Source organism: Chitinophaga sp. CC14 (assembly GCF_048957795.1).
In the GTDB taxonomy this organism is placed as follows: domain Bacteria; phylum Bacteroidota; class Bacteroidia; order Chitinophagales; family Chitinophagaceae; genus Chitinophaga; species Chitinophaga ginsengisegetis.
Genome location: NZ_JARBFY010000003.1, coordinates 466,099 through 492,767 on the forward strand (window position 1 = coordinate 466,099; position 26,669 = coordinate 492,767).

21 protein-coding genes are annotated in these 26,669 nt (G+C 47.2%); 8 read left to right on the plus strand and 13 right to left on the minus strand.

Annotated elements, in window-relative coordinates; genetic code table 11:
• Position 1: 1 nt before the first annotated feature.
• The 7 genes from secG to PV783_RS11960 all read right to left on the minus strand — a co-directional run bounded on the left by secG (position 2) and on the right by PV783_RS11960 (position 6,295).
• Positions 2-370, minus strand: a complete 369-nt coding sequence (gene secG, locus PV783_RS11930) for a preprotein translocase subunit SecG (RefSeq protein WP_420988129.1) — start codon at positions 368-370, stop codon at positions 2-4.
• A 5-nt stretch (positions 371-375) separates the two neighbouring features.
• A complete protein-coding gene (locus PV783_RS11935; RefSeq protein WP_420988130.1) occupies positions 376-1,482 on the minus strand; it encodes a hypothetical protein in 1,107 nt (368 codons plus the stop codon).
• Between the two features lie 33 nt (positions 1,483-1,515).
• Positions 1,516-2,037 carry an LPS assembly lipoprotein LptE gene (lptE, locus tag PV783_RS11940; RefSeq protein WP_420988131.1) on the minus strand — a complete coding sequence of 174 codons (522 nt, stop codon included), beginning with the start codon at positions 2,035-2,037 and terminating at the stop codon, positions 1,516-1,518.
• Between the two features lie 24 nt (positions 2,038-2,061).
• Positions 2,062-3,300 (minus strand): sigma-54 interaction domain-containing protein, encoded by a 1,239-nt coding sequence (locus PV783_RS11945; protein ID WP_079468558.1) that lies wholly within the window; start codon positions 3,298-3,300, stop codon positions 2,062-2,064.
• Positions 3,301-3,355: 55 nt separating this feature from the next.
• A complete protein-coding gene (gene miaB, locus PV783_RS11950; RefSeq protein ID WP_336386445.1) occupies positions 3,356-4,768 on the minus strand; it encodes a tRNA (N6-isopentenyl adenosine(37)-C2)-methylthiotransferase MiaB in 1,413 nt (470 codons plus the stop codon).
• Between the two features lie 217 nt (positions 4,769-4,985).
• A complete protein-coding gene (locus PV783_RS11955; RefSeq protein ID WP_079468554.1) occupies positions 4,986-5,492 on the minus strand; it encodes a hypothetical protein in 507 nt (168 codons plus the stop codon).
• Positions 5,493-5,515: 23 nt separating this feature from the next.
• Positions 5,516-6,295, minus strand: a complete 780-nt coding sequence (locus PV783_RS11960) for a (Fe-S)-binding protein (RefSeq protein WP_420988132.1) — start codon at positions 6,293-6,295, stop codon at positions 5,516-5,518.
• Positions 6,296-6,440: 145 nt separating this feature from the next.
• Between PV783_RS11960 and PV783_RS11965 the strand changes: the two genes are divergently transcribed.
• From PV783_RS11965 to PV783_RS11990, 6 genes are all read left to right on the plus strand, one after another.
• Entirely contained in the window at positions 6,441-7,070 is a 630-nt protein-coding gene (locus PV783_RS11965; RefSeq protein WP_420988133.1) for an RNA polymerase sigma factor, read from the plus strand.
• A gap of 108 nt (positions 7,071-7,178) precedes the next feature.
• Entirely contained in the window at positions 7,179-8,222 is a 1,044-nt protein-coding gene (locus PV783_RS11970) for a FecR family protein (protein ID WP_111580026.1), read from the plus strand.
• Positions 8,223-8,348: 126 nt separating this feature from the next.
• Complete coding sequence (locus PV783_RS11975; protein ID WP_079468550.1) at positions 8,349-11,828, plus strand: SusC/RagA family TonB-linked outer membrane protein; 3,480 nt, start codon at positions 8,349-8,351, stop codon at positions 11,826-11,828.
• Between the two features lie 11 nt (positions 11,829-11,839).
• Positions 11,840-13,294 carry a RagB/SusD family nutrient uptake outer membrane protein gene (locus PV783_RS11980; protein ID WP_420988134.1) on the plus strand — a complete coding sequence of 485 codons (1,455 nt, stop codon included), beginning with the start codon at positions 11,840-11,842 and terminating at the stop codon, positions 13,292-13,294.
• A gap of 10 nt (positions 13,295-13,304) precedes the next feature.
• Positions 13,305-14,144, plus strand: a complete 840-nt coding sequence (locus PV783_RS11985; protein WP_420988135.1) for a DUF4843 domain-containing protein — start codon at positions 13,305-13,307, stop codon at positions 14,142-14,144.
• A gap of 15 nt (positions 14,145-14,159) precedes the next feature.
• On the plus strand, positions 14,160-15,566 hold the full coding sequence (locus tag PV783_RS11990) for a PKD-like family lipoprotein (protein WP_363434133.1): 1,407 nt from the start codon (positions 14,160-14,162) through the stop codon (positions 15,564-15,566).
• 58 nt (positions 15,567-15,624) lie between these two features.
• Here the strand turns inward: PV783_RS11990 and PV783_RS11995 are convergent, their stop codons facing one another.
• On the minus strand, positions 15,625-15,852 hold the full coding sequence (locus tag PV783_RS11995) for a hypothetical protein (RefSeq protein WP_420988136.1): 228 nt from the start codon (positions 15,850-15,852) through the stop codon (positions 15,625-15,627).
• 39 nt (positions 15,853-15,891) lie between these two features.
• A complete protein-coding gene (locus tag PV783_RS12000) occupies positions 15,892-17,208 on the minus strand; it encodes a 4Fe-4S dicluster domain-containing protein (RefSeq protein WP_420988137.1) in 1,317 nt (438 codons plus the stop codon).
• Positions 17,209-17,334: 126 nt separating this feature from the next.
• On the opposite strand from PV783_RS12000, the gene PV783_RS12005 reads away from it, so the two are divergent.
• Positions 17,335-17,832, plus strand: a complete 498-nt coding sequence (locus PV783_RS12005) for a phosphoribosyltransferase family protein (protein WP_336386442.1) — start codon at positions 17,335-17,337, stop codon at positions 17,830-17,832.
• Positions 17,833-17,836: 4 nt separating this feature from the next.
• On the opposite strand, the gene PV783_RS12010 is transcribed toward PV783_RS12005, so the two are convergent.
• Positions 17,837-18,775: a DUF2279 domain-containing protein gene (locus PV783_RS12010; RefSeq protein WP_336386441.1), complete on the minus strand. Its 939-nt coding sequence runs from the start codon at positions 18,773-18,775 to the stop codon at positions 17,837-17,839.
• A gap of 102 nt (positions 18,776-18,877) precedes the next feature.
• Positions 18,878-20,602 carry a phospho-sugar mutase gene (locus PV783_RS12015; protein WP_079469994.1) on the minus strand — a complete coding sequence of 575 codons (1,725 nt, stop codon included), beginning with the start codon at positions 20,600-20,602 and terminating at the stop codon, positions 18,878-18,880.
• Between the two features lie 124 nt (positions 20,603-20,726).
• Here PV783_RS12015 and PV783_RS12020 point away from each other — a divergent pair, with 124 nt between their 5' ends.
• A complete protein-coding gene (locus PV783_RS12020) occupies positions 20,727-21,380 on the plus strand; it encodes a protein-L-isoaspartate(D-aspartate) O-methyltransferase (RefSeq protein WP_079468543.1) in 654 nt (217 codons plus the stop codon).
• A gap of 51 nt (positions 21,381-21,431) precedes the next feature.
• Here the strand turns inward: PV783_RS12020 and PV783_RS12025 are convergent, their stop codons facing one another.
• Both PV783_RS12025 and PV783_RS12030 read right to left on the minus strand, forming a co-directional pair.
• Positions 21,432-23,900 carry an outer membrane beta-barrel protein gene (locus tag PV783_RS12025; protein WP_420988138.1) on the minus strand — a complete coding sequence of 823 codons (2,469 nt, stop codon included), beginning with the start codon at positions 23,898-23,900 and terminating at the stop codon, positions 21,432-21,434.
• A gap of 169 nt (positions 23,901-24,069) precedes the next feature.
• Positions 24,070-26,646: a TonB-dependent receptor domain-containing protein gene (locus PV783_RS12030; RefSeq protein ID WP_420988139.1), complete on the minus strand. Its 2,577-nt coding sequence runs from the start codon at positions 26,644-26,646 to the stop codon at positions 24,070-24,072.
• Positions 26,647-26,669 lie beyond the last annotated feature (23 nt).

A 26,669-nucleotide genomic window follows, 5' to 3' on the forward strand; every position in this document is an offset into this window, starting at 1 on the left:
ATTACTTGCTGGGAGCGGGAGCGGGAGCCGGCGCCGGAGCAGGTGTAGTACCTGGTAACGGAGTTGACTGTGCCGGAGGCGCAATTGGCTGTCCTGCGGATGCTTTTTCCACTGCACTAGGTGCTACCTGCTGAACTTTGCTGCCTTTACCAATAAAGAAAGGAGCAGTCAGGCACAAGATGGCAATCAGTGCCGCCAGTATCCAGGTACCTTTTTCCAATACGTCAGTTGTCTGACGCACCCCAATCACCTGATTTCCAACACCACCGAGGTTGCCGGAGAGTCCGCCACCTTTTGGGTTCTGGATCAGCACGAAAAAGCCCAACAACACACAGGCTAATATGATCAGGATACCAAAAATTATCAACATAGAAATTACTGTTTATTTTTATCTGTTTTTGACTTTAAGTCTAATATCTTCTGCGCAAAATAAGCGTTTTTGTCGGGATTAAGCAAACTTAATTTTTGATATATCTTAATCGCGTTGCCATACTGCTGCTGGCGTACCCAGATTTCAGCCAGGGTTTCAGAAACGATATCGTTGTTGAATACAATGGAGTCCATCGCCATTTTTTCCACTGTTTCAGAAACTTCCGGTTCTTCGTCTTCTTCATACATCCGGTGTAATTGCTGGTGATACCAGTCTTTGCTGGTTTTACCGGCAAAATTGTCCTTCATTTGCCGTAACCAGGAAGTAAAACTCTTCATTTCTGCCGCTCCCTGTTCGTTTAAATCATCTGCTTCTTCAGGATGTTTGAGCCTTTTGTAAGCAAAATAATCGTCCGTGTATAAAGGTTGAAAGATCAGCTCCGTTTCTTCTTCGGCTGCTGCCATTGGGAATATCTTAATAGGCCCGGAGGAAGTTGATTCCTCCTCTTCGTTTGCAGCCTCCACATGATCCACATGATCCTGCCCGTTTGTGGCGGCCGGCATCACTACCGGTGGTGGCAGTACTTCCACGGTATGACTGGCGCCTCCGGGTTCAAAATCGGCGATGGCTATGGATGCTTCCGTTTCCGGGGCGGTAGTATGATATTCCGGTGTATGTGCTGTTTCTGTTACTGATGCCAATGCTATATTTTCTTCTTCTTCCGGTTCAGGAGTGGTTACCGGTTCTTCCATCACTTCCTGTTCTTCCGGATCTGGAATAACTACCTCTTGTTCCGCTGGTTCAGGAATAGTTTCTATTTCCGGAAGTGCATCTTCCGGAATAATGGCGGCCACGCGGTTTTCTACCTCCTGTAACACCTGTTCTGCTGTAATCAGCTGATAAGCATAGTGATGCTGATCTGAATACAGGAGCGCTTTTTTAACAGCAGGGTGATGAAGGTTGCCGGTTTGCTGGTATACTTTTCTTGCCAGCAGGAGACGGGCTGCGGAAAAATATGGGTGATCCGCTACCAGTTGCTCCATTGCAGCTTCATTTACCAACTCCAGGGAGGGTTGTTGAAACACATGTGCTATAATCCTGTTTGCCGTCATAGGTTGCTAATGTAATAAATTAATGATTACACACTACCAGTTTGCAAAAGCCCTGTTGAAGATATCATCTGTGATACCTGGAATAATATTGCTTTCCAGCAGATTGTTTTCCACGGTGCTGGGCAATTGCGTGGCCGGGAACTCTGCGGAACGGGAAAAGGATTGGGTAAAGCCTTTTTTATCGCCTATCCTTTTAATGAAAGTAACGTTTACGGTAACATTGAGCCTGGAAGTAGCTGCCTGGTCAACGTTGGTTACCGCCGCATTGGAAAAGGAGTAGCCGGTAATGGTGGCTTTGAACTCATAATCGGCGCGGGGTTCTGTTTCGTTCACCTGTGTAAGAGAGGTTTGTGAAGTGATCTTATCGCGCAGTTTCATCGTCAGCTTCTGGCTTAAAGTGGGGTTATTGATGGGCGCCCTGTTTTCAATAAAGCGTACGTTCACGGTAGTGGCTCCCGGTTCTATACTGGCGCCGGTGGCAGAGTACTTTACGCTGCAACCTGCCAATATTACCATCATGCCAACGGCTATAAATACTTTGATATTGCGGATCATTGTGGTGCTAAGATTAAGATTCGTTTATTCAGCGATATTATATTCTTTGAGTTTGCGGTAAAGCGTTCTTTCGGAAATACCGAGATCCAGCGCGGCATCCTTACGTTTGCCTTTGTGCTTTTTCAGTGCTTTCACAATGAGCTCTTTCTCTTTGTCGGCAATAGATAATGTTTCTTCTACTTCTTCGTGATGATCAATTTTATTATCCGGCAGGATAATGGGTTGTTGCGCCGGTCCCAGGCCTGCGCCGGGAGGCGTATTCATTTCTGCAGCGCCGGGATAGCTGTGCAGCACATGATTATCGGCATGATACTCGGCTGCATGGGCCATATTCGGATTTTGCAGGATGTCGAAGAACATTTTCTTTACTTCTGTTACATCTTTCTTCATATCGAAGAAAAGTTTGTACAGGATATCCCTTTCACTGTTAAAATCGCTGTTCTGTTGCGGCGCTGCCAGCATAGGCAGGCGGTTTACTTCCGGCTGATCGGGAAGGAACCTTTTCAGGTCATTGGCAGTTACCAGCTTATCTGAGGATAGAACGGAAATTTGTTCTGCAATATTTTTCAGTTCACGGATATTACCTCTCCAGGGATAGTTCACCAGGATATTACGGGCTTCTTCATCCAGTTGTATCGAGGGAGTTTTATATTTTTCGGAGAAGTCTACCGAGAATTTTCTGAACAGTAAGGGAATATCTTCTTTACGGTCGCGGAGCGCAGGCACCCGGATGGGTACTGTGTTGAGCCTGTAGTAAAGATCCTCGCGGAATTTGCCCTGTTGGGTGCGTTCCAGCAGATCACGGTTGGTGGCGGCTACTACCCGCACATCTGTTTTCTGTACTTTGGAGGAACCCACGCGGATATATTCACCGGTTTCCAGTACACGGAGTAGTCGCGCCTGTGTACCCATTGGCATCTCCCCAATTTCATCGAGGAAAATAGTGCCGCCGTTAACGGTTTCAAAGTAACCCTTACGGCTGTCTACTGCGCCGGTAAACGATCCCTTCTCGTGGCCGAAAAGCTCGGAGTCGATGGTGCCTTCAGGGATAGCGCCGCAGTTAACGGCAATAAATGGATTATGTTTACGTGCGCTCAGGGCATGAATGATCTGTGAAAAAACCTCTTTACCAACACCACTTTCACCGTTAATGAGTACCGTGAGATCGGTATTGGCTACCTGAACAGCCACCTGCAAAGCGTAATTGAGTGCAGGACTACTACCAATAATGCCAAACCTGTTTTTTATAGCCTGTATGTCCATAAGCGGTTATTCATATGTTTGATGGTTTAAAATACAGACAGCATATTGCTATCTGTTATTGTACTGCTTTCCCGATCAAAGTACCTGATGTGCAGCTTTCCACTTTAACCATAACGTAATCGCCCTTTTTAAAATTTTCCTTTGGAAACACGATTACCTTATTCTGATCATTACGGCCAAAAAGCTGCTCATCGGAGCGTTTGGAAGTGCCTTCCACCAATACTTTGAAAGTCCGGCCTACTTCTTTCAGCATGTTTTCCTGCGAAATGTCGCGGTGCAGCGCCACTACTTCCGCCAGTCTTCTTTTCTTTACTTCTTCCGGAACATCATCTGTATACCGGCGCTCGGCCAGTGTACCCGGACGTTCGGAGTAGAAGTACATGTAAGAGAGGTCGTAGCGGGCATAGCGCATAAGACTGAGCGTTTCCTGGTGATCTTCTTCTGTTTCGGTACAGAAGCCGGTGATCACGTCGGTCGACAGGCCACAGTCGGGGATCAGTTCACGGATGCGGTCCACCTTTTTGATATACCATTCACGGGTATACGTACGGTTCATGAGCTGCAATATGCGTGAGCTGCCGCTTTGCACGGGCAGGTGAATATAGTTGCAGATGTTATCGTACTTCAGCATGGTGAAGAGTACTTCATCTGTAATGTCTTTTGGATGGGAGGTGCTGAAACGTACGCGCAGCAAAGGATTGATGAGCGCTACTTTTTCCAGCAGCATGGCGAAGGTGATGGTTTCGCTACCGTCGTTGCTGGTCCAGTAGTAGGAGTCCACGTTCTGGCCCAGGAGTGTTACTTCGCGGTAGCCATTGGCAAAGAGGTCTTCCGCTTCCCTGACAATAGAGTAGGCATCGCGGCTGCGTTCACGGCCACGGGTAAAAGGCACCACGCAGAAGGAACACATATTATTACATCCCCGCATGATGGATACAAAGGAAGTAACCCCGTTGTTGTCCAGTCGTACCGGGCTGATATCCCCGTAAGTTTCTTCGCGGCTCAGCAATACATTCACCGACTTCTGACCGGTACCTGCTTCTGCGATCAGCGCAGGGAGGCTGCGGTAGGCATCCGGGCCTACCACCAGGTCTACCAGTTTCTCTTCTTCCAGCAGTTTACCTTTGATGCGTTCGGCCATACAGCCTAAAACACCCACCAGCATGCCGGGGGTTTGCTGTTTTATTTTTTTGAATTCGGTAAGACGTTTACGTACGGTTTGTTCCGCTTTTTCGCGGATAGAGCAGGTGTTGAGCAGTATCAGGCTGGCTTCTTCCGCGTTGCGGGTGGGGCCATAGCCTTCCTCGCCCAGGATGGAGGCAACAATTTCACTATCGTTGAAATTCATTGCACAACCATAGCTTTCTATGTAGAATTTTTTAGTATATGTTTGGGTGCCAGTCGTTGCAGGAGCAAAAGCTTCTCCCTGGCGACTTTCATCATGCACTTTGGTATCCAGATCAAGCATCCTGACAAAAATTTTGGAAGGCAAAAATAGGTAATAAAAATAACAAAATGACAGAATGGCAGAAAATAGTATTTCCGGATGATTAATGTGCTTTCCTATATAAAAGGACATTAATGATCCGGAAACAGCTAATGGTGTATGCCTTATACCCGGCGTATCCACGAAGTATCCCCGAAGGAAAGGTGGACTTGAAGCGCTAACGCCCGCGGGACGGAGGTTACGCGGTTTTTACCCCCAGCTTCTTCGCAATCCAGCTGTTTTTCAGCGGTTGCAGCCATTGGGTATCCAGTTCCTGCTTCGTGAGTACGGTATTATTCAGGTAGATGGTGTTTTCATCGATATAACCTTTCTCCAGTGCATAGGCGACCTGGGCCATAGGCAATAGCTCTACTTTATCTTTTACGATGAAGCCGAGCAGGAGGCGGTCGAACATATTTACGCTGTACTGTTGCTCTATACTTTTGATAATGCGAACGGAACTATCTGTACTGCAGCCACTTACGGTGGTCTGCGATTCATCTGCCATCAATACGATCACCTGGTTCAACACTACCTGTCCCCAGCCTTTTACGGGAGCGCCGTGGGCGTTCCACTGGGCTGTGAACTGATGCAGCTGCTCGTTAATTTCCAGTATCTCCTGTTCATTGAATGGTCTGTTGCTCTGGTATATCCAAACCCTGGAGGCGGGAGAAAAGCCTGAAGGGAAGATGTTGCTGGTGTTCATAACACAAATTTAGGTAAATGGATTCATTTCATGCTCTCTGCGATCAGTTCTGCGATATCCAGCACCTTTACGGATTCTTCCTTGCCGGCGTCTTTTACGCCATCGGTGAGCATGGTCATACAAAAAGGACAGTTGGAGGCGATTACCGCAGCCCCGGTGGCTACAGCCTCACGTCCGCGCTCAAAGTTAATACGGGTGGCGCCTTTTTCCTCTTCTTTGAACATCTGCGCGCCACCGGCGCCGCAACAGAGTCCGTTGCTTTTGCAGCGCTTCATTTCCACGAGTTCAGCATCCAGTGTTTCCAATACCTTGCGGGGCGCTTCATATATATTATTGGCGCGGCCCAGGTAGCAGGAATCATGATAAGTAATTTTTTTGCCTTTGAAGGTGCCGCCTTCCTGCATCTTTATTTTTCCCTCATCAATCAGCGACTGGAGGAAGGTGGTATGATGTATTACTTCGTAGTTGCCTCCCAGTGTGGGATATTCATTTTTCAGGGTATTAAAACAATGCGGGCAGGCAGTAACGATCTTCTTTACCTCATACATATTCAGCAGCTGGATATTATTCTGCGCCATCATCTGGAAAATAAACTCATTTCCCGCTCTTCTTGCCGGATCCCCGGTGCAGCTTTCTTCTTTTCCCAAAATGGCAAAACGGACGCCCACTTTCTCAAGGATAGTAGCAAATGCCCGGGTTATTTTCTGGGCACGCTGATCAAAACTCCCTGCACATCCCACCCAGAACAGTACTTCCGGGGTTTCTCCGTTTGCGGCATATTCTGCCATTGTCTTAATATGCATTCTAGTTATTTTAAATTAATACCGAAAATGATTGCATGCAATCAAATGAAAAGCCGAAAAGTCATGCAACTGTCTAAAATTCTGGTGTATCCTTTAAATTTCGACACTTGCTTACTATTATTACTGTTTATATCTTTAAGACGAATTGAATATAAAGATAAAAAACAGAACCGCACAAATTTTAAATCCAACTGAATTGTACGCCAGCCTGAATGATAAGGAGCTATGGATCAAGGTAGTGGAAGGCGATAAGGATGCATTGTCTTTCATCTATACACAGCATTTCCCCGCACTGTTCAACTATGGAATGAAGATTCATGCAGATGAAACTATCGTAAAAGATTGTATCCACGATCTTTTTGTGACACTCTGGTTCAGCCGGGAGCGTTTATCCATTACTGATACCATCCGCTTTTACCTGCTGGCCAGTCTTAAAAGGAATATTCTCCGCAGCCTGAAGCCCCTGTATGTTCCCAGTATGTTTGACCAGTCGATGGACAGGGCCGATTTCAGTACCAACCCGGAACAGATCATCATGGGGCGGGAATCGGAAAGGGAGCAGCAGCAGAAGCTGGTAAAAGTGATCAACCAGTTGCCACGGCGGCAGCAGGAGGTATTGCACCTGCGTTATTTCCAGGGACTGGATACAAAAGAAGCCGCCGCGCTGATGTCGCTCAGCGTGAACGCCACGTATGTACTGTTGTCACAGGCATTGCGCTTCCTGAAAAAGCACAGCGATAAACTGGTTACACTCTTTTTGTTATGGCCATTTTAATGAGTGTTTAACAGACAATTGAAAGACAACGGAAAAAAAAATAAAAAAAAGTGGCGCCGGAACGCTAAGATTTTAACACCGGTTTACTTTACACTATAAGTATTGAAGATGAGATTCAGGGAATTCACTATTTCAGATTTTTTGCAGGAACCTTCTTTCCGGAGCTGGGTGCTGGATAACGACGCCACAGCCGCCGCTTTCTGGGAAGAATGGATAGGCAGTAATCCGGATAAGCGTGAAGACGTAATGCAGGCCAGGCAATGGCTGCAGGTAATAGGCTCCCCCACCTGGGTGCCTGATGCCGCCGCAGCACCCGATACCTGGAACCGCATTGTGCAAACCATCGATAAAACAGAAAGATCCGGCAAACCGGGCATCTTTGCCCTGCAGCCGGTAATGAATACCATAAAAAACAGGAGATGGCTGCCTTATGCCGCAGTGCTGGCGGGTATTGCCGTATTATATGCCGCCGCTTTTTTCCTGTTCACCGGCGGGGAAGTGCATCAGGCTACTGCAATGGGGGAACTGAAAACCATCCTGTTGCCCGATAGCTCGGAGATCCGGCTTAATGTGAATTCATCGGTGAGATATGCAGATAAATGGAATGCGAAAGATGCCCGCGAAGTATGGATTGAGGGAGAAGCATTTTTCACAGTAACGCATAAACGCAATAATCAGCGGTTCATAGTGCATACGCGCGACATGGATGTGCAGGTAACGGGTACCGCTTTTAACGTTAACACCCGGCGGGTGCAAACACAGGTAGTACTGAACAACGGCGTGGTGAAACTGGCGCTGCGCCCCCGCGGAAGCGATACCGCAGCACCTATCATCATGAAGCCCGGCGACATGATCACTTACTCAGCTACCACCAATGAGCTGACCAATAAAAAAGTAGACCCGGAAGTATATTCTTCCTGGCAAAGTAAAAAGCTATTATTTACAGATACGCCAATTACGGAGGTAATCAAATCCCTGCAGGATAACCTGGGCATCACTATTGAGCTCCAGGAGGAAAGCCTGGGCAGGCAAACATTTACAGGAACAGTACCTACAGATAACGTAGAAGTATTTTTCAGGACATTATCCAGGTCGTTACAGGTTACCGTTACAAAAACGGGCGCCCATACATACAGGATCAACCAACAATAGTATTTGAACTGACATAATAAACAATGCCTTACCCGCCGCATCCGGGAGGGGGACTTATGCACCGATGAAATTATAATCAACCATAATAACGAGGTAACAATTATTCAACCAACCTAATCTATTGCTATGATAGAATTTTACGCCAGGCGTGTTGGCGGAAGCATGGCTATGGCCCTGCTGATACAGCTTTGTGTGTCGCCGGCTACAGCGGCGCCTTTGCACCGTCAACATGATGTATTGTACGCCACTACCCGTCCGGTTACACAGCAGCAACCACTTCCCCTGAAGGAGGTAATTGCGATACTGGAAGACCGGTATAAGATACGTATCAACTATACGGGCAACACCATCAAAGACCTGAAAGCAACGGTTCCTTCGCCAAAAGCAGCAGCCATTAAAATGCAGGCTTACCTGCAACGTTTATTGCAACCACTGAACCTGGAGGTAGAAGAAGCCGGCGCAGATAATTATATCATTTTCCGGAAAGATCCGCCGCAGCAAACGGCTCCCGCTCCCAAACAGCAAACACCTGTTCCAGTCCCTGTAGCAGCTGTGGTAACCGCCGCCCCGGCACCCGTGCAGGAAATACCCGTGCGTCCGCCGGTGAAAGGACAGGTAACACAGGAAGACGGCGTGCCCATCCCTGGCGTAACCATTGTGGTGAAAGGTACCCGTAATGGCGTGCAAACCAATGCAGACGGCCGCTTTGAGCTGAGAGATGTTCCCGATAACGCCATACTGGTATTCAGCTACATCGGCTATAAAACACAGGAAATAAAAACAGGAAAGCGTACATCCATTTCCGTTACCCTGCTTACCGATATGCAGTCGCTGAAAGACGTGGTAGTAAACGGTTATCAGAATATCAAGAAAGATAATTTCACCGGATCAGCTATTACTATTACGGGAGAAGAGCTAAAACGATTCAACCCTCAGAATATACTGGCCAGTATTCAATCTTTCGATCCTTCTTTTAAACTCGTGGAGAACAACTTCTCCGGATCAAACCCCAACGCCCTGCCCAACATCAATGTAAGAGGCACCACCGCATTGCCCACCGGCAAAACCACGGAACTCACCCGCAACCAGATCAACAGCACACCCAACCTGCCGCTGTTTGTGATTGATGGTTACCCCGTTCCGGTACAGTCGGTATACGACCTCGATCCCAACAGGATTGCGGCGGTAACCCTGCTGAAAGATGCGGCAGCCACCGCGGTATATGGCTCCCGTGCCGCCAATGGCGTACTGGTGATCACTACCCGGCCTCCAAAGGAAGGCAAGCTGTCGCTCACCTATGGCTATGAACTGAACGTTACCACACCAGACCTCACGGCATACCACCTGCTCAACGGTGAGCAGAAACTGGAATACGAGAAACTGTCAGGGGTATACGAAAACGCATTAGGACAGGGGCGCGATGAACTGCAAATGCAGTACTACGCCAAACGCAGGAATGTACTGGCCGGCGTAAACACCTACTGGCTGTCGCAGCCGCTCGGCACCGATCTCGGTCACAAACATTCCGTTACGCTGGAAGGAGGCTCACAGTCGCTTAAATATATTATCGATGGCCGTTATCAAACCAATGCAGGGGTGATGAAAGGATCAGGACGCGACCGTTACAGTCTTGCTACCAACCTGCAATACAACCTGAAGGATAACAAGATACTTTTCCGCAACCAGTTCACCATTTCACAGGTAAACGGCCGGGAATCCCCATACGGCGAGTTTTCCACCTATGCCCGCATGAACCCCTATTTCCCTAAAACTGATTCTACCGGCAGACTGCTACGGGAACTGGATAAATGGAATGTACCCGATTACCAGACCAATGGCATGAAACTCAACACCGTGCTGAACCCCATGTATGAAGCCACATTGGCCAGCTTCAACAAATCTGAATACCTGGAGTTTACAGACGCATTTTCTGCGGAATATAATATCACGAATACGTTGAGACTCCGCGGCGATCTGAGTTTAACCAAACGCCGCTCTACCGGCGATCAGTTCGTGTCTCCCTATAGCAACGAGTTCTTTGATAAAACCGGCGATGACCTGAAAGACCGTGGTACCTACACTTTCGGTGTTCGTGATGAGATACAGTACAATGGTAACCTGGTATTGAATTACAACAAAGGAATAGGCGACCACTTCTTTAACTCTTCACTCGGTTTAAATATGCAGGAAGCTAAAAACTCCCTGAAAACCTTTAAAGCGCAAGGGTTTACGAACGACCGGTTTACTGATATCACCTTTGCCAGAACATACGAAAGAGACAAAGCGCCTACCGGCGAAACGTATGAAGAAAGACTGGCCGGCGCTTTGGCAAGTATTAACTACTCCTACCAGAACCGCCTGCTGATGGATGCTACCCTGCGGGTAGACGGATCTTCTAAATTCGGGGTAGACGCACGCATGGCGCCTTTCTGGTCGTACGGACTCGGATGGAACCTGCACAACGAAAAGTTTCTGCGTAACACCATTGTATCGCAGCTGAAACTGAGAGCCACTACCGGCTTAACGGGTGAAGTATCTTTTCCGGCCTATTTATCCAATACTACTTATGAATACTATACCGGCGACTGGTACTCTACCGGCGTAGGTGCGCACTTTAAAGCGTATGGCAACTCCAACCTGAAATGGCAGCGCACACAAAACTACGACCTGGGTGCAGAACTGGGCCTGTTCCACGACCGGTTATATGTAGCGCCCCGCTATTATTATAAACGCACAAAAGATCTGCTGGCAGATATCAACGTAGCGCCTTCCACCGGCTTTTACCAGTATAAAGAGAACCTGGGAGAAATGGTGAATAAGGGATATGAGTTTAACATCCGTGGAAACGTATACCGTAACCGCGATATGTCTGCAAACCTCTGGGTAAACATGGTGCATAACACCAACGTGATCACCAAAATATCCAATGCGCTGAAAGCCTATAACGATGATATCGATAAACAACAGAATGAAAAAGATGAGCTGAAATCTTTATCGCTGCTGCGTTACAAAGAAGGACAATCCATGAATACCATTTACGCGGTAAGATCGCTGGGGATTGATCCTGAAAACGGCAAGGAAATTTTCTTGAATCCCGATGGTACCAAAACCTACGTATACGATGTGAAGAATACCGTGCCGGTAGGAGATCAGACACCCAAGCTGGAAGGGTTCTTCGGCGGTAACGTAGTGTATAAAAGCTGGATGCTGGAAGTGAGCTTCTACACTAAGTTTGGCGGCGACTACTACAACCAGACGCTGCTGGACCGCGTGGAAAATGCAGACCCGAGATTTAACGTAGACTCCCGCGTGTTAACTGACAGGTGGAAGCAACCAGGCGATGTTACTTTCTACAAAAACATTGCTGATCAGTCAATGACCAGGGCCTCTTCCCGTTTTGTACAAAAAGAAAACAGGCTGGAATTTAAATCGCTGTACCTCTCTTATGAAGCGCCCGCAGCATTCTACAACCGTTTGAAGATGAGAAGCCTCCGTTTTTCGCTTAACATGAATGATATCGGCTACTGGTCTACCGTAGAGGCAGAAAGAGGTATTGATTACCCGTTTGCCAGGAGCTTCACTTTTTCACTTCAAACAAGGTTCTAAAATCATTATATATGAAGAAGTATTTAGTCCTCATTTTATTACTCACTACCTCCTGCAGCAAATGGCTGGATATAAAACCGATTTCGGAAGTATCCGGGGATGAGCTGTTTAAAACCGAAGATGGCTTTAAAGATGCCCTGAATGGCCTTTACAGCCTGTGTTTGAATGAAGAGATCTATGGCAAGGAACTGATGGGTGGTTTGCCGGATGTACTGGCGCAAAACTATGCTATTCCTGTTATTGATGGAGGTGGTTACCGGCAGGCTGCTATCTATAACTATAAAGATAAAAGCCTGATAGGCAGGAAAGATAAGATCTGGCAAAGATTGTATGAAGTGATTGCCAACAGCAATTTAATTCTTGCTAAAGTAGACCAGCAAAAAAGTATCCTGTCGGGTGTTAACTACGGTCTCATTAAGGGAGAATCGCTGGCAATGCGGGCCTGGTGCCATTTTGATGCACTCCGCCTGTTTGCCCCTTCCTTTGCCAGCAAGCCGGCCGCACAGGGCGTGCCTTATGTAACGGAGTTTTCCAAAAACGCCGCCCCCATGCAAACCGTAACAGCGTTGCTGGATTCTGTGATCAAAGATCTCACCACAGCAAAAGAAATATTGCGCGGCGTGGACCCGATTTTAAATGCGGGTTATAAAGTAGGATATATGATCAGGGATTCCAGTACAGAAGGCAACGGGGAAATGTTTGTGCAGCAGCGCCGTCACCGTTTAAATTATTATGCAGTATGCGGTGAGCTGGCCAGGGTATATCTCTATAAAAATGACCAGGTACACGCGTTACAGAATGCCCTGGAAATTATTAATGCAAAGAAATTCCCCTGGACCCGCCAGGAGGACTTCATGAATGGCAACGATGCCAAGAAAGACAGGATCCTGTATAAGGAACTCATCTTCGGCTATTATATGCCCAACCGGAAAGATGCCATGAACGACCAGTTCCGGAAAGGTAACGGACAAGGATTGTTTATTTCCAGCACAGAAGGCAAAAACATTTATGAAGTAGCCGGAATAGGCGGGGAGGACTTCCGATTTAAACAGTGGTTCAGCGAACAATCCGTAAACAGTACTACTTACCTGCAACTGGAAAAATACAAGCGTACCGATGATAATCTTCATTACCTGATGGGACCTGCATTGCGGCTCAGTGAAATTTATTACATCGCGGCGGAATGCACTTTTGCTACGGCTCCGGATAAAGCCTGGGCGTATTTCAATGAAGTACGACTGTACCGCGGTATCGGGCCATACAGTGGCCCCGCTGATGCCAACAGTTTTTATACCGAACTGCTGAAAGAAGCGCGCAAAGAATTGTACGGGGAAGGACAGCTGTTCTACATGTACAAACGCTTAAACAGACCCATACTGGGATTAGGCGGCAAGCCGGTGGCAGCCTCCGATGGCGTGTTTGTACTGCCGCTTCCTGATGATGAAATCGCATACGGTAACCGATAAAATATAGCACATGAAAAAGATAACAGCGATAAGCATGTTCAGCTGGATCCTGCTGATAGCATGCAAAAAGCAGGATGATCTGGTGTTCCGTGAGAACAGTAATGTTTATTTTGATTTTACAGATGATATAAAGAGTACCAGGGTAGACAGCTTCTTTTATTCCTTTGCCCTTTTTCCGGAAATATCCATAGACACCCTTTTACTGCCGGTAAGAATTTCCGGCGAGCGGGTGCCATACGACCGGTGGTTTAAAGCAACGGTATTAGCCAATGGCTCCACCGCCACTGCCGGATTGCATTACAAAGCGCTGGACACAGCGTATAAGATCCCGGCCGATTCAGGTAAGGCGTATCTGCCGCTGATCATTTACGGAAGCGATCCGCTGTTGCTGGACACCTCTGTGGTGATTAAACTGAAGATCAGTGCTTCCTCCGCATTTAGCAACGACTTCCCTTCTTACGATACCGCCAAGATTACGTTTTCAAACCGGCTGGAACAGCCGTTGTGGTGGGTAGTGTGGGAAAGCGACCTCGGTGTTTATTCCCGGGTGAAGCATGAACTGTTTATCCGTACCTCCGGCACTACGGAGTTACAACTGGATAATTCCGACTGGCAATCCACTCCCAAAACATTGTTTTACCTGCGGCAGTTCCGTGCGTTTATGATGGACCCTATTGCCCGCACCGTCGATTATAAGGATAAGGGTTATGCGATAGGACAGGAACCAAACGGTACTTATTATTTCTATAACACCGGTAATCTTAATAAAAAATACCCGCTCGAATACAGTGCGGCCGACGGCAGGTATTATTTCCATGACGAAAACGGGAACAGGATTGTACCACAATAACAAAAACCTATACACATGAAACATGTATTTCTATATATCATTGGCATCCTGGTATTATTTACCGCCTGCTATAAAGACAAAGGCAATTACGATTATCACCCGGTTCCCGAACCTATAATCACCCGGCTGGATACCGCTTACACGGCGGTTGTAGGGGATAGCTTTATCATATCTCCAAAGGTGGTGCTGGCCTCCGGCAATACAAAGTACCAGGGATTGTGGAAAATTTCCGTTCCCGGCCAGATGGGTACGCAGGATTATACCGGCCAGGAGCTGCGCATCGTATTTGGTTTGGGCGCCTCGCGCTATCCAGCGATGTATATTGTGTATGATAGTATTACCGACATGAAGTACTATTACAAATTTGTGATCAATGGTACTGCTACCTTTACCCGTGGTACAGTGGTGTTGAGTGATGATATAACGGCATCCAAAATATCTTTTATTAAGGAAGATGGCACGGTACAAGCCGATGTATACACCAATATTAATCACGATACCCTTCCTGGTGGCGCATTGCAGCTAACCATGATGAAAAATGTTAACTATGGTAATCTTATTACCGGTTACTGGGCTACTTTTAAAACGGGGGGCGTTTACATTGATCCTAATAACCTGAGCAAGCTGAGAACGCTGGCGAAGAATTTTTATTCCGATCCGGGGCCGCTGGAGGTATCTACTTTTATTCCTTCGAGTCTTGGTGTGCCCGTGGGTATCATCAACAAAAAGTTATACCGCGGTGCTACAGAAACCGCGCCCTTTGCCACCTATTACGGCTTTATGGGTATCCCGCTTTCCGGCACCTATAGCCTGTCTCCGGCCATTATTGCGAGCGATCCTGATAACCGGGGTTATTTCGTGGGCTTTGAGGAAACGAAGCGGAAGCTGGTGCGGATGGATTGGGGCAACTATCTTGATACCAACTACATCGTAAAAGATTCTGCATTTACCCCTAAGAACCTGAAGATGGATATGTTGCACCTGGGTCGTTTTTCAGACAACGAATGTTATGCTTTCTGCGACAGTGTTGGCCAGATCAGGGAACTGCGCTTTGGCGTGGAGTTCAGAACCGGTGGCGATCCTGTTTTCCACGCATTGGAAAAAAGGAAACCGGTGATTGCAGATAAGATCAATGCCACCACGCTTTGGGCAGAGTCGCCGGTGGGGGTATTTTATTTCACACAGGGAGATAAAGTATTCCGGTATAACCCATTGAATAAAGATGTGAAAGAAATGGCCACTTCTTTCAGCGGTCAAACCATTACCATGCTGAAACTGCTGGATAACGGCAACCAGTTGCTGGTAGGTGTGAGAGGCAGCATTTTTTACCTGAATACAGGCACGGGGCATAACGGAGAAACCACTAAGAGAGTGGATGGTATTCCGGGAGCGCCGAAGGATGTGATTGTGAGAGCAAATTAATGAATGAGTCCCTATTGCATAAAAAGAAGAAGCCGTCATAATTGACGGCTTCTTCTTTTTATATGTCTTTATTCCCTTTTATTAAGAGCATAGCTCCTGCAAAAACACAGATCCCGGCATAAAAAGGAAAATTGGTGGTTGCAAGCTGATAGGGGATAGCGAATTTACCTTTTGATGAAATAAAATCAGGGAAGACGGTAGTTTGTCTTTCTGTTAGCATAAAAATCCCCAATAATATCCCAAATATTATGAGTGTAATTCCAATTGACCGGTTAACTAATTTCATGAAGGTTATTTATGTTGATGATGGTGTTGTGCTACTGCCTTATTCTCCGGTCCATTTATCCCGGTCGTCCATACTGAACTTCCAGGGGGCCATATTGTTTTCGATGTTGCTGAACATGCCGGTCCATTCTGCCGGGGCGCTGGATTCTTCCATTACCAGGTGGCGGCGCAGCTGGAGGATAATATCCAGCGGGTTAATGCTTACAGGGCATTCCTGTACGCAGGCGTTGCAGGTAGTGCAGGCGCGCAGTTCTTCTTCTAAAATATAATCGCGTAAAAGGGCTTTGTTATCATCTTTAAAGGCGCCGCCGTTGGCTTTGATGTTGTGGCCTACTTCTTCGAGGCGGTCGCGGGTATCCATCATTATTTTGCGGGGCGACAGGAGCTTGCCGGTGATATTGGCCGGGCAGGCAGCCGTGCAACGGCCGCATTCCGTACAGCTGTAGGCGTCCAGCAAGTTTTTCCAGGTGAGGTCCATTACATCTTTGGCGCCGAACTTAGGCATGGTATCGGAGGCCGGAGCGTTGGCAGCCAGTTCCGGTTGCAGCATCAGCTGTACTTCATGTTGTACGGCAGGCATGTTTTCCATTTCACCTTTGGGTTCCAGGCTGGCATAGTACGCATTGGGAAATGCGAGGATAATATGCAGGTGCTTGGAGTAGGGGAGATAGTTCAGGAAAGCGAGTACACCGGCGATGTGCAGCCACCAGCAGCTGCGCTCCAGTATTTCCAGTGAGCCATCGGACATGCCGCTGAGCATGGGGGCAAACATCCCTGAAATCCAGAAGTTGCCGGTAGCTATGTAATGCGTGGCGCCTTTTGCCTGTAATGCCTGATCGGCTGCGTTCATGGTAAGGAACAGCAGCATCAGCACAATTTCGGTGATCAGGATATAGTTGGCATCTGAACGCGGCCACCCGTTAAGATCCTTGCTCATAAAGCGTTTTAGCTTTAATATGTTTCTGCGTGCCAGGAAGATGGCGCATCCGGTAATTACCAGTACAGCGAGTACTTCAAATAAGCCGATCAGCACCGGGTAAACAGCGCCCAATACGGGAACGAATAAACGATGTGTGCCCAGGATACCATCCAGGATGATTTCCAGTATTTCAATATTAATGATCAGGAATCCGGCATATACGAAAAAGTGAAGTACAGCTACCAGTGGGTTACGGAACATTTTTTTCTGACCAAAAGCCAGCAGCAGCAGGTTTTTCCAACGCTGATCCGGATGATCGTTCAGGTCTTTATCCCGCCCCAGTAGTATGTTTTTCCTTATCCGGCTTGCCTTTTGGGCAAAAAGATATACCGCTGTTCCGAATAGGATCACAAATAATAATTCTTGTACAATTCGCATTAGCTCAGATTTGACTCCCTAATTTATGTCTTTTTTAGCTATCAGCCGTTAGGGGTTAAGGTTTAGTGTATTTGATTTTTTTGCTAAGTGCTAACTGCTAATGGCTAATTGCTTATTTTTGCAACCATGGAAAGCAGGAACATCATTCTAACGCAGGATATCATTCAAAAGAAAATTGAGCGCATTGCTTATGAAATCTATGAGCATAACAGCGATGGCACGGATATCATATTAGCCGGTATCTGGGACCGTGGCGTGATCATAGCCCATAAACTGGCCGCTATCCTCGGACAGATATCTCCCCTGAAAATCCATATTATTGAACTGCGCCTGGATAAGCAGCATCCCGGTGAAGTAGTGGTATCTGAAGAAATAGACTTCGATAATAAAGTGATAGTGGTGGTAGATGATGTGGCTAACTCCGGCCGCACCATGCTGTACGCCCTGAAACCGCTGCTGAAATATCTCCCCAAAAAAATCCAGACCGCCGTACTGGTAGACCGTAAGCACAAATCCTTCCCGTTATCCGTCGACTTTGTAGGATATTCACTGGCAACCACCCTGCAGGACATGGTGCTGGTAGAAATGAACGGGGAAGAGATTGTTTCCGCTTACTTTGAATAAGTGATTAAAAATAGACTGCGTGTAATTTCATGTTCCCCTTTGAATTGATTTCAAAGGTGGGGGCGGGAAACTTGAGCATATTCAATACCTGGAATATTACTTTAACGCCTTTTTTCCGTGTGGGTATTTTGGTAAAATCCACATCGGGGGAAAGATAGAACTGCCGTACGCGACGGAGCTGACTATAGTCGTGGTAGATCCCGTGTTCGTCTGTCCAGGTATTATCGCGCCCGCCTATCATCCCCTGTGAACCATATCCCACGGCAATATTCAGCCATTTAGGTAGCCGGCTTTCTTTCCGGAAGGAGTAAAGGTTTACAGATAGCCAGTATGTTTGACCGTTATAATCTTTCAGGGTTCTTTCCCAGAAAGTGGTGCCAAAAAGCTGATCTGCCTTATGCTGTAATACAGGGTCATCATAATTTTGTGGATGCGCCGAAAACTTCAGCTGGATACGTTGTTCGTTCCAGGCCAGTTCCTGGCTGATGAGCAGGGCCGACCCGATGGCATTGGCGCCCATATCTCCCCAGGAAAATCCCCATTCAGAAGAGTAGCCGTCCAGTACTTCCACAACAGACTGGTAGGCAAACCCGCTCAGGCCGCCGATCCAGATCTGTTTCTTTCGTGGCAGTCCCGACCAGCGCCACATTTCGCGGCTGTATTTCCCGATGAAGTACGCGCTGAAAATATGCCCGGTCTTATCCACCTGGTTCCATTCGCCCATATCATTAAAAAAATGAAACCCCGACCTGGGATAGCCTTTGTACCAGGCAGTGTTAAGCGCTGCGAGTCCGGCGCCATAAAGGGCCGCGGTAGCGCCGCTCAGGATCCATACGCGTGATTGGATGGTAGTATCGGGTATAGTGGAGAAAGGCACTTTTTTTTGTGCCATGCTGCTAAAAAACGGCAGTAACAGGATCAGGATGAGCAGTGGCTTCTTCATGCGGGTAGCTAAACAATACCGGGAATGCTGAAAGGGGGAAATTCCGGAGGAGTCCTTTCTTTCAACATTCCCGGTTTTTATCATCTTTTCAGATGACGGGCGTTATTTCAGTTTCAGATCCTGAATAATGCCGGTTATTTTTTGATTCAGTTCAGCGGTCACCTTGTCGTAGTCACCTGCGTTGGCTAAAGGCGCATTTACGCTGAAGTAGAATTTGATTTTTGGTTCAGTACCGGAAGGGCGGGCGGATATTTTGCTGCCATCTGCCAGTACAAACTGCAGTACATTGGATTTCGGGAGATCCAGTGATTTGATGTCGCCGGTTTTAATATCCCTGATCTGTTGCAGCTGGTAGTCGTAAAGAGTTACTACCGGTGAGCCGTTGATGGAAACCGGTGGATTTTCGCGGTATCCGCGCATCATTTCAGCGATTTCTTCAGCGCCTCTCATTCCCTTCTTGGTAATAGAAATCAAACTTTCCATGTAATAGCCATAGCGCACATAGATGTCGATCAGCTGTTCAAACAGGGTTTTACCCTTGCTGCGCGCGTAGGCGGCCATTTCACAGATCATGGCTACGGAGGCGATGGCGTCTTTATCACGTACATTCTGACCAATCATATAGCCATAGGACTCTTCACCTCCGCAGATGAAGTTTTCTTTTGGCTCTTTCCGGCGGATCAGGTCAGCGATCCATTTGAAGCCGGTAAGTACGTTATAGCAGGTAATATTGTTTTTGGCAGCAAATACATCGATCAGGTCGGATGTTACTACTGTTTTGGCAATATAGTCGTTTGCTTTGGCGAGTCCTTTGCTTTTGCGGCTTTCCACGATGTAGTTAAACAGCAGTACGCCGGTTTGGTTACCGTTGAGCAGGATCCATTCTCCTTTCAGGTCTTTCACGGCAATGCCTACACGATCGGCGTCGGGGTCGGTACCCAGGAGGATATCGGCATCGAGTTCTTTGGCTTTTTTGAGGCCCAGGCTCATGGCTTCCGATTCTTCCGGGTTAGGATATACCACGGTGGGGAAGTTTCCATCCGGTGTAGCCTGTTCCTGGACAATGTTTACATTGGTAAAGCCGTATTGCTCCAGCAGCTGGGGCACCTGTGTGATGCCGGTACCATGAATAGGCGTATATACTATTTTAAGGTCGTGCTGTTGTTTGTTGATATCGGGATTGATGGACAGGCTGAGCAGTTCCTGGCGGTATGCTTCGTCTATTTCCTTACCGATGAGGGTGATATTGGCTTCACCACCGGTCCACTTCACCTCATCCGGGGAAGCGATGTTCTCTACTTCACGGATCACGTTGTTGTCGTGCGGTGGCACCAGCTGTGCGCCGTCGTCCCAATAGGCTTTGTAGCCGTTGTATTCTTTCGGGTTATGGGAGGCGGTGAGTACTACGCCACCCTGGCATTTAAGGTGACGGATGGTAAAAGACAGTTCCGGCGTGGGACGGAGGCTTTCAAAAAGAAACACTTTAATATCGTTGGCGGCAAAAACGTTGGCAACGGTTTCCGCGAAAAAGCGGGCATTATTGCGGCTGTCGTGTGCAATGGCTACCTTAATTTCACCCGTAAAGGTTTTCTTGAGGTAATTGGCGAAGCCCTGGGTGGCCATTCCAAGAGTATATTTATTCATGCGGTTGGTGCCAACGCCCATGATGCCCCTGAGGCCACCGGTACCAAATTCGAGGTTACGGTAAAAAGCGTCGTTAAGGTCATCAGGGTTTCCTTCCTGCATTTTCTTCAGTGTGGCAACGGTTTCAGCGTCGTAATTACCGTTGAGCCATTGCGCTACTTTGCTTTGAATATTTATATCCATGGTCTTTTTTTTGTGAGCCGTAAATGCTAAAATGGATTGTAAAGTAAAAATAAAAAAATGAATGTTGGAAATTACAGATTTCAAAATACATTGAAAATCCCTTGTATTGGTTAATTTTGCGGCCATGAGGCGGTATGAAGATACTTATAAACAAAAAGGATTACGTAAACAGTTAGTCGATAGTATCCGTCAGAAAGGTATTACAGATGAAAACGTACTGGCAGCTATTGGCAATATTCCCAGGCATTTTTTCCTGGATACGGCTTTTGAAAGTATAGCTTACGACGACAGGGCCTTCCCTATCGGGGAGGGACAAACCATTTCGCAGCCGTATACGGTAGCCTATCAAACGCAGCTACTGGAGGTAAAACCCTATGAAAAAGTACTGGAAATAGGTACCGGCAGCGCCTACCAGGCATGTGTACTGGCCGAGCTGAAAGCCAATGTATTTACGATAGAACGGCAACGGAAGCTGTTTGACCAGGTAAAAAGTTTTCCTTTCAAAGCCCAGTATCGGAATCTTCGTTTCTTTTACGGAGATGGTTATGAGGGATTGTCGACCTATGCTCCCTTTGATAAGGTGCTGGTAACGGCGGCAGCTCCCTATATCCCTGAAAAATTGCTGCAACAGATGAAGATCGGCGGCAAAATGGTGATTCCCGTGGGCGGGCAGGAGGTACAGCGTATGCTGCGGATCACCAAAATCAGCGAAACAGAGAATGAGCAGGAGTTATTTGATAACTTTTCCTTTGTACCCATGCTGGCTGGAAAAAAATAATGCAGGGGAGATGAAGCCCCTGCACTGATATGATCCTGTCTTATTTTATTATTAAAGCCGTCCCGCGCCCTCTCTGGGCTTTTCTTCTTCCTGTTTTTCTTCTTCTTCCTGTGGTTTCTTTTTCTTAAAGAGGTTCGGGTCCATTTTGCCAAAACGGTAGCGCACATTCAGCCGGATGAAGCGGGTAGCCCTTTTACGGTCGTAATCCTGGATGAAGGTATTGGTTTCGTAGTGGGAGCTGAACTGCTGCGTATTCAACAGATCCGAGATATTGAGGGCCACCACCAGCGATTTGTTCAGCAACTCCTTGCGCACTCCCAGGTCAATCCCATTCATCGCTTTGAAAGTTCCCTGTGGCTGAATGCGCGGAGAGCGGAAATGACCGCCTAACTCCACACTAAACTTACCGGGTAAACGAAATTGTGTGTTCCCGTTTAACCCGTAGCTGAAGTTTTCATTATTGACGGCGATGCTGGTAAGCTTGCTGTATTCCACATTCAGGTTGGCCCATACTTTCCACCATTTGGTAAGGTTTAAGCTATAAGACACATTTCCGCCCATATTCTGCTGGGTGGCCAGGTTCATGGGTTTGGTGGTGGTAACGCCGGAAATGGTATCCAGGGTGCTGATACGGTCTATGTTATCATTTGTTTGAGCAAAATAGGTACTGGTGCTCAGGTAATTATTGGATTTGGGATAATATACCGAGTAGCTTACCTCAAACTTATGCGACAGTGCCGGCTGCAGCTCCGGGTTACCGGTGCGGATATTCTGCGGGTCGGAGTTGTTGATGTACGGCAGCAGCTGATCAAAGTTGGGCCGGTCTATCCGGGTAGAATAGTTGAACACCAGGCTTTGGTTCTGGTTCTTCGGCATATTGTATTTGAGGAATACGCTGGGAAACAGGTTAAAGAAGCGGTTATTCACCGTGGTATCTTTTGTAAATGAGTATCCTTTGAGCTGCGATTGTTCTGCACGAACACCTACCTGGTAACCGAGGTTGCCAATGGCGTTGGCAAAATTGAGATAGCCGGCGTAAATGTCTTCTTCATAATCATATTTATTGGACAGCGTGGGGCTGATCACATAATCTTTTTCATCCCAGTCGAACAAGGTGGCTACATAGTTATTGTCGATATGCCGCATGGTAGCTTTCACCCCGGCTTCCAGTTTACCTTTCTTACCAAGTGGGGAAGTATAGTCTGATTGCAGGTTCCAGAAGCGGTTGCCGTTTTTCCCTTTATTACTTTGTTTATCGGCGTTGGGAAGCGTATCCACGGATGTAATGTGATACTGGGTATTGTAGTTGCTTCCGCTGCTGCTGTTATTGCCGCTGTAGCTGATGTAGGCCGTGAGTTCCTGGTTGGGCTTATCGAAAGTATGTTTATAACTGAGATTGGTATTTTTATTATTGCCGCGGTTATAGCTGTTATTGGCGCGTTCCCCGTTACGCAGGGATTCCATTTTCTGGTCCATGTAGTTCAGGAGGATGTTGTCTTCATTCTGGCTGTGGTTATAGTTCAGTCCCTGCGACAGTGTGAAGGTATTGTGATCATCCATGAAGTAATCGAATCCGAAGCGGCCACCGTTGTTGGTATTCCTGTTTTCATTTTTACTGATCTGGGAGAAGTACCACGTATCGCTGCTGTCTGCGATAAGATTCTGGCGGAAGCTTTTTCCGCTGCCGTTTACCTGTTCGTAGCGACCGTTGTAGTTAGCGAAGAAGTTAAACCGTTTCATACGTAAGCTGGCATTGGCGCTTCCGAAGCCTTCCCCGCGGGTAGCGCCGCCTACGTTGAACATTACATTGTAGCCGATGGCTTTATCTTTTTTCAGTACGATGTTGATAATACCGCCGCTGCCGTTGGCTTCAAACTTCGCGGAAGGGTTATTGATCACTTCCACCCGGTCGATGCTTTCCGCGGGGATCATTTGCAGGGCTGTTTTAGCATCCCCGAAAGGAGAGGGTTTACCATCTACATAAATAGTAACACTTTTACCACGGAGCGTAATGTTATCATCTATATCCACATCCACGCTGGGGATATTTTTTAGTATATCCGTTCCCGTTCCTCCTTCTGCATTGATCATATTACCGGCATCAAATACCTGCCGGTCTATTTGCATGGAGAAGGCTGGTTTTTCTGCTTTAATTTCCACTGCGTTCAGCACTTTACCGGCGGGTTGCAGGCGGAGTGTGCCGGCCAGCGTATTTTTCCCTTCTGTAACCCTTACGGCTTTTTCCAGTTTTTCGTATCCCATAAAAGTGATGCGGACAACATAAATGCCTGGCGTAATATTATTGAGTGAAAAGGTGCCGGTGGGAGTGGTGTAAGCGCCGGTAACCATAGAAGAATCTACTTGTTTCAGTAGTACCACGGAAGCGTATTCAATAGGTTTCCCGGTAACAATATCCGCTACCTTTCCTGTTACCTTCAGGCTTGTGGGAATTGGCGTTTGTGCGTTGACGTTATACGACGCAACAAACAGCACGACCATGAGTGAGAAAAAATTTCGCATGCGTGGACTTAGCAACTTTAATAATGATACAACAACAGCGTAAAAGTAATAGGCGTATGTTTAAACATTCACGAAATATGATGAGTGGTAGCTAAAAAAACATGGCCGGCAGAGTGTTGTAGCACTACTAACCGGCCTGTGGTTTGCATTCACCTTCTTTAGTATGTTTTTAGAAACTCTGCATGGGATCGCCCATCTGTGTATCGTTTCCGGAGTCTTTCTTTTTCTTTTTAAACAATGATGCATCAAACTTGCCGAAGCGGTAGCTGAAGTTGAGTTTCAGTATCCTGGATTCACGTTTGCGGATATAATCCTGTGCAAACTCCGGCGATGCCTGGTTCAGCTCATACTGACGGGTATTGAAAATATCTGATACGCTAAGCGTTACAGAAGCTGCTTTATTTTTCAGGAAATCTTTTTTCACTGCGAGGTCCACTGTGCTGAAACCTTTGATGGTACCCTGTGCAGAACTTGGGATCTGGTTAAATCCACCTCCTCCGCCACCACGGCCGCCGCCGCCACCACCGCCGGATGACGGAAGTGCAATAGTAGGCGCCTGGTAGGTGGCATTTACCTGCACGGTGAAGTTGGCCGGTAATTTTGTTTCAGAATTTATTTTAGCAAACCAGCTGAAGCCGTTGTTATCATAGTTCTGCCCATTGGCGTTTACCTTCATATCTGTTTGATAGAGGTTCACGTTGGTAGTGAGATCCCATCCTTTCAGGATTTGATTTTTCATGGTCAGCTCTGCACCGTAAGAGTTGCTCCTGTTGGCATTGATGTACTGCGTGAGTAATGTATCCGCGCCAATGGGTGTGCTGATGGTGGAAATCATATCGTTGGTATTCCTGAAATACACACTACCGAGGAAGTTGCTGTTGGCCCAGTTCTTTACATATGAAAACTCAAAACTGTTGGTGTATTCCGGTTTCAGGTTTGGATTACCTTCCCGTTGATTCTGAGGATCGCTGTAATCGCGGTAAGGAATCAGCTGGAAGAAATTGGGCCTGTTTACACGGCGGGAATAGTTCAGTTGTAACTCCTGGTCGTTCTTTAATTTTTCAGAGAGGAAGAGGCTGGGAAAGAAGCCTGGTACTGCTTTGGTGGGCTTGTACTTAGTGCCTTCATTTTCGCCTGCATACACATATTGCTCTACACGTAAGCCTGCCTGGTAGCCGAAGTTGCCAATGGTATTGGCGAAGTTGGCGTAACCGGCATAGATCTCTTCATTGTATTTATAATTGTTGGAGAGCTGCGGGTTGTTGACAAATTCACCGGTGGTAGTATCCCTGTCGTACACGTTATACAAACTGGTGTAATCGCGCAAAGTAGCTTTGGCGCCTACTTCCAGCTTACCATTTTTCCCGATGGGGTTGGTGTAATCTGTTTGAAAAGTAACGAAAGTGGTTTTACCGTTGGTGGTATTGTTTTGCAGCAATGCTTGTCCGAGTGGTGACCCTGCGGCGTTTTGCGCTTGTGTGAGATAGTCGCCGTTGCGGTTATTTTTGCTGTTATTGTAGTTGATATCAGCGGTCCATTCTTTATTCGGTTGTGCAAAGGTATGTTTGAAACTCAGTGCAGTGGTGTAGTTACGGAAGCTGAAGTTGTTATTGTTCAGGCGGTCGCTGATACCGGTTACCACGTGATCCTTATCGGAGAAGGTGCTGCGCAGGTCTTCGTTGTTTTTAAAATCGCCGGCCACAATATTTTGTGAGATGGAGATGGTGTTCCTGTTATCGAGCATATAGTCCAGTCCGAACCGTCCGAACTGGAACAGCGGTTTGCTGGTGCTGTTGCTGTTCTGGAAGAGGAAGTTGGTATCTGCCTTTTGGCCGTTGCTGTAGTTGCTGCGGCTGGTGGTACCATCTGCCCAGTTCTGATTGGCATTGATGTTATAGTTGGCGAACACATTGAATTTACCCTGACGGATATTAATATTACCGCCGCCGTTGTATTTATTACCTGTGCCGATACCTGCATTCAGGGCGCCATTGAAGCCGGCTTTGCGGTTTTTCTTCAGCACAATATTCAGTATACCGGACATGCCTTCTGCATCATATTTCGCAGAGGGGTTGGTAACCAGTTCAATACTTTCTATCGCATCTGCGGGAATCTGATCAAGGGTAAGTGTAGAGGGTTTGCCATCTACAAAGATATTGGGAGAAGCATTACGCACGGTAACATTTCCATCAAGGTCTACATTCACAGATGGTACATTTTTCAGTACGTCCTGTGCGGTGCCGCCAACGCTGGTGAGGTTCCTGTCTACGTTAAATACTTTTTTATCGATGCCCATCGCAAAGGCGCTTTTTTGCCCGGTGATCTCCACGCTTTGCAGTGTTTTTACGTTCTGCTGCATTTTGATATTGCCAAGATCCTGTTCAGTGGCCTGTGGTGTGATGGTTACTTTTTTCTGCATGTTAGTGTAGCCCATGAAATTCACCCGTAGTATCATGGGGCCGAAGGGCAGATTTTCCAGGCTGAAGTCGCCATTGGGTTTGGTGAGCATGCCTGTTACCAGTGAGGAATCTTTCTGCCTTAATAAAGTAACAGAAGCATATTCTATTGCTTTCCCTGTTTTAGCATCCACCAGTTTGCCATATAAATGGCCAATCTGAGGCATGTTGGGTCTTCCCTGTTGTCCCTGTCCTTGTGCCTGCCGCGGGGTTGTAGCTCCGGGCGCCTGTGCAAAGGCGTGCGCCTGCCACAAAAGTATACCAGCAAGAACTGCGTAGCATTTTTTCATCCTTATAGTTTTTTATCCGGACT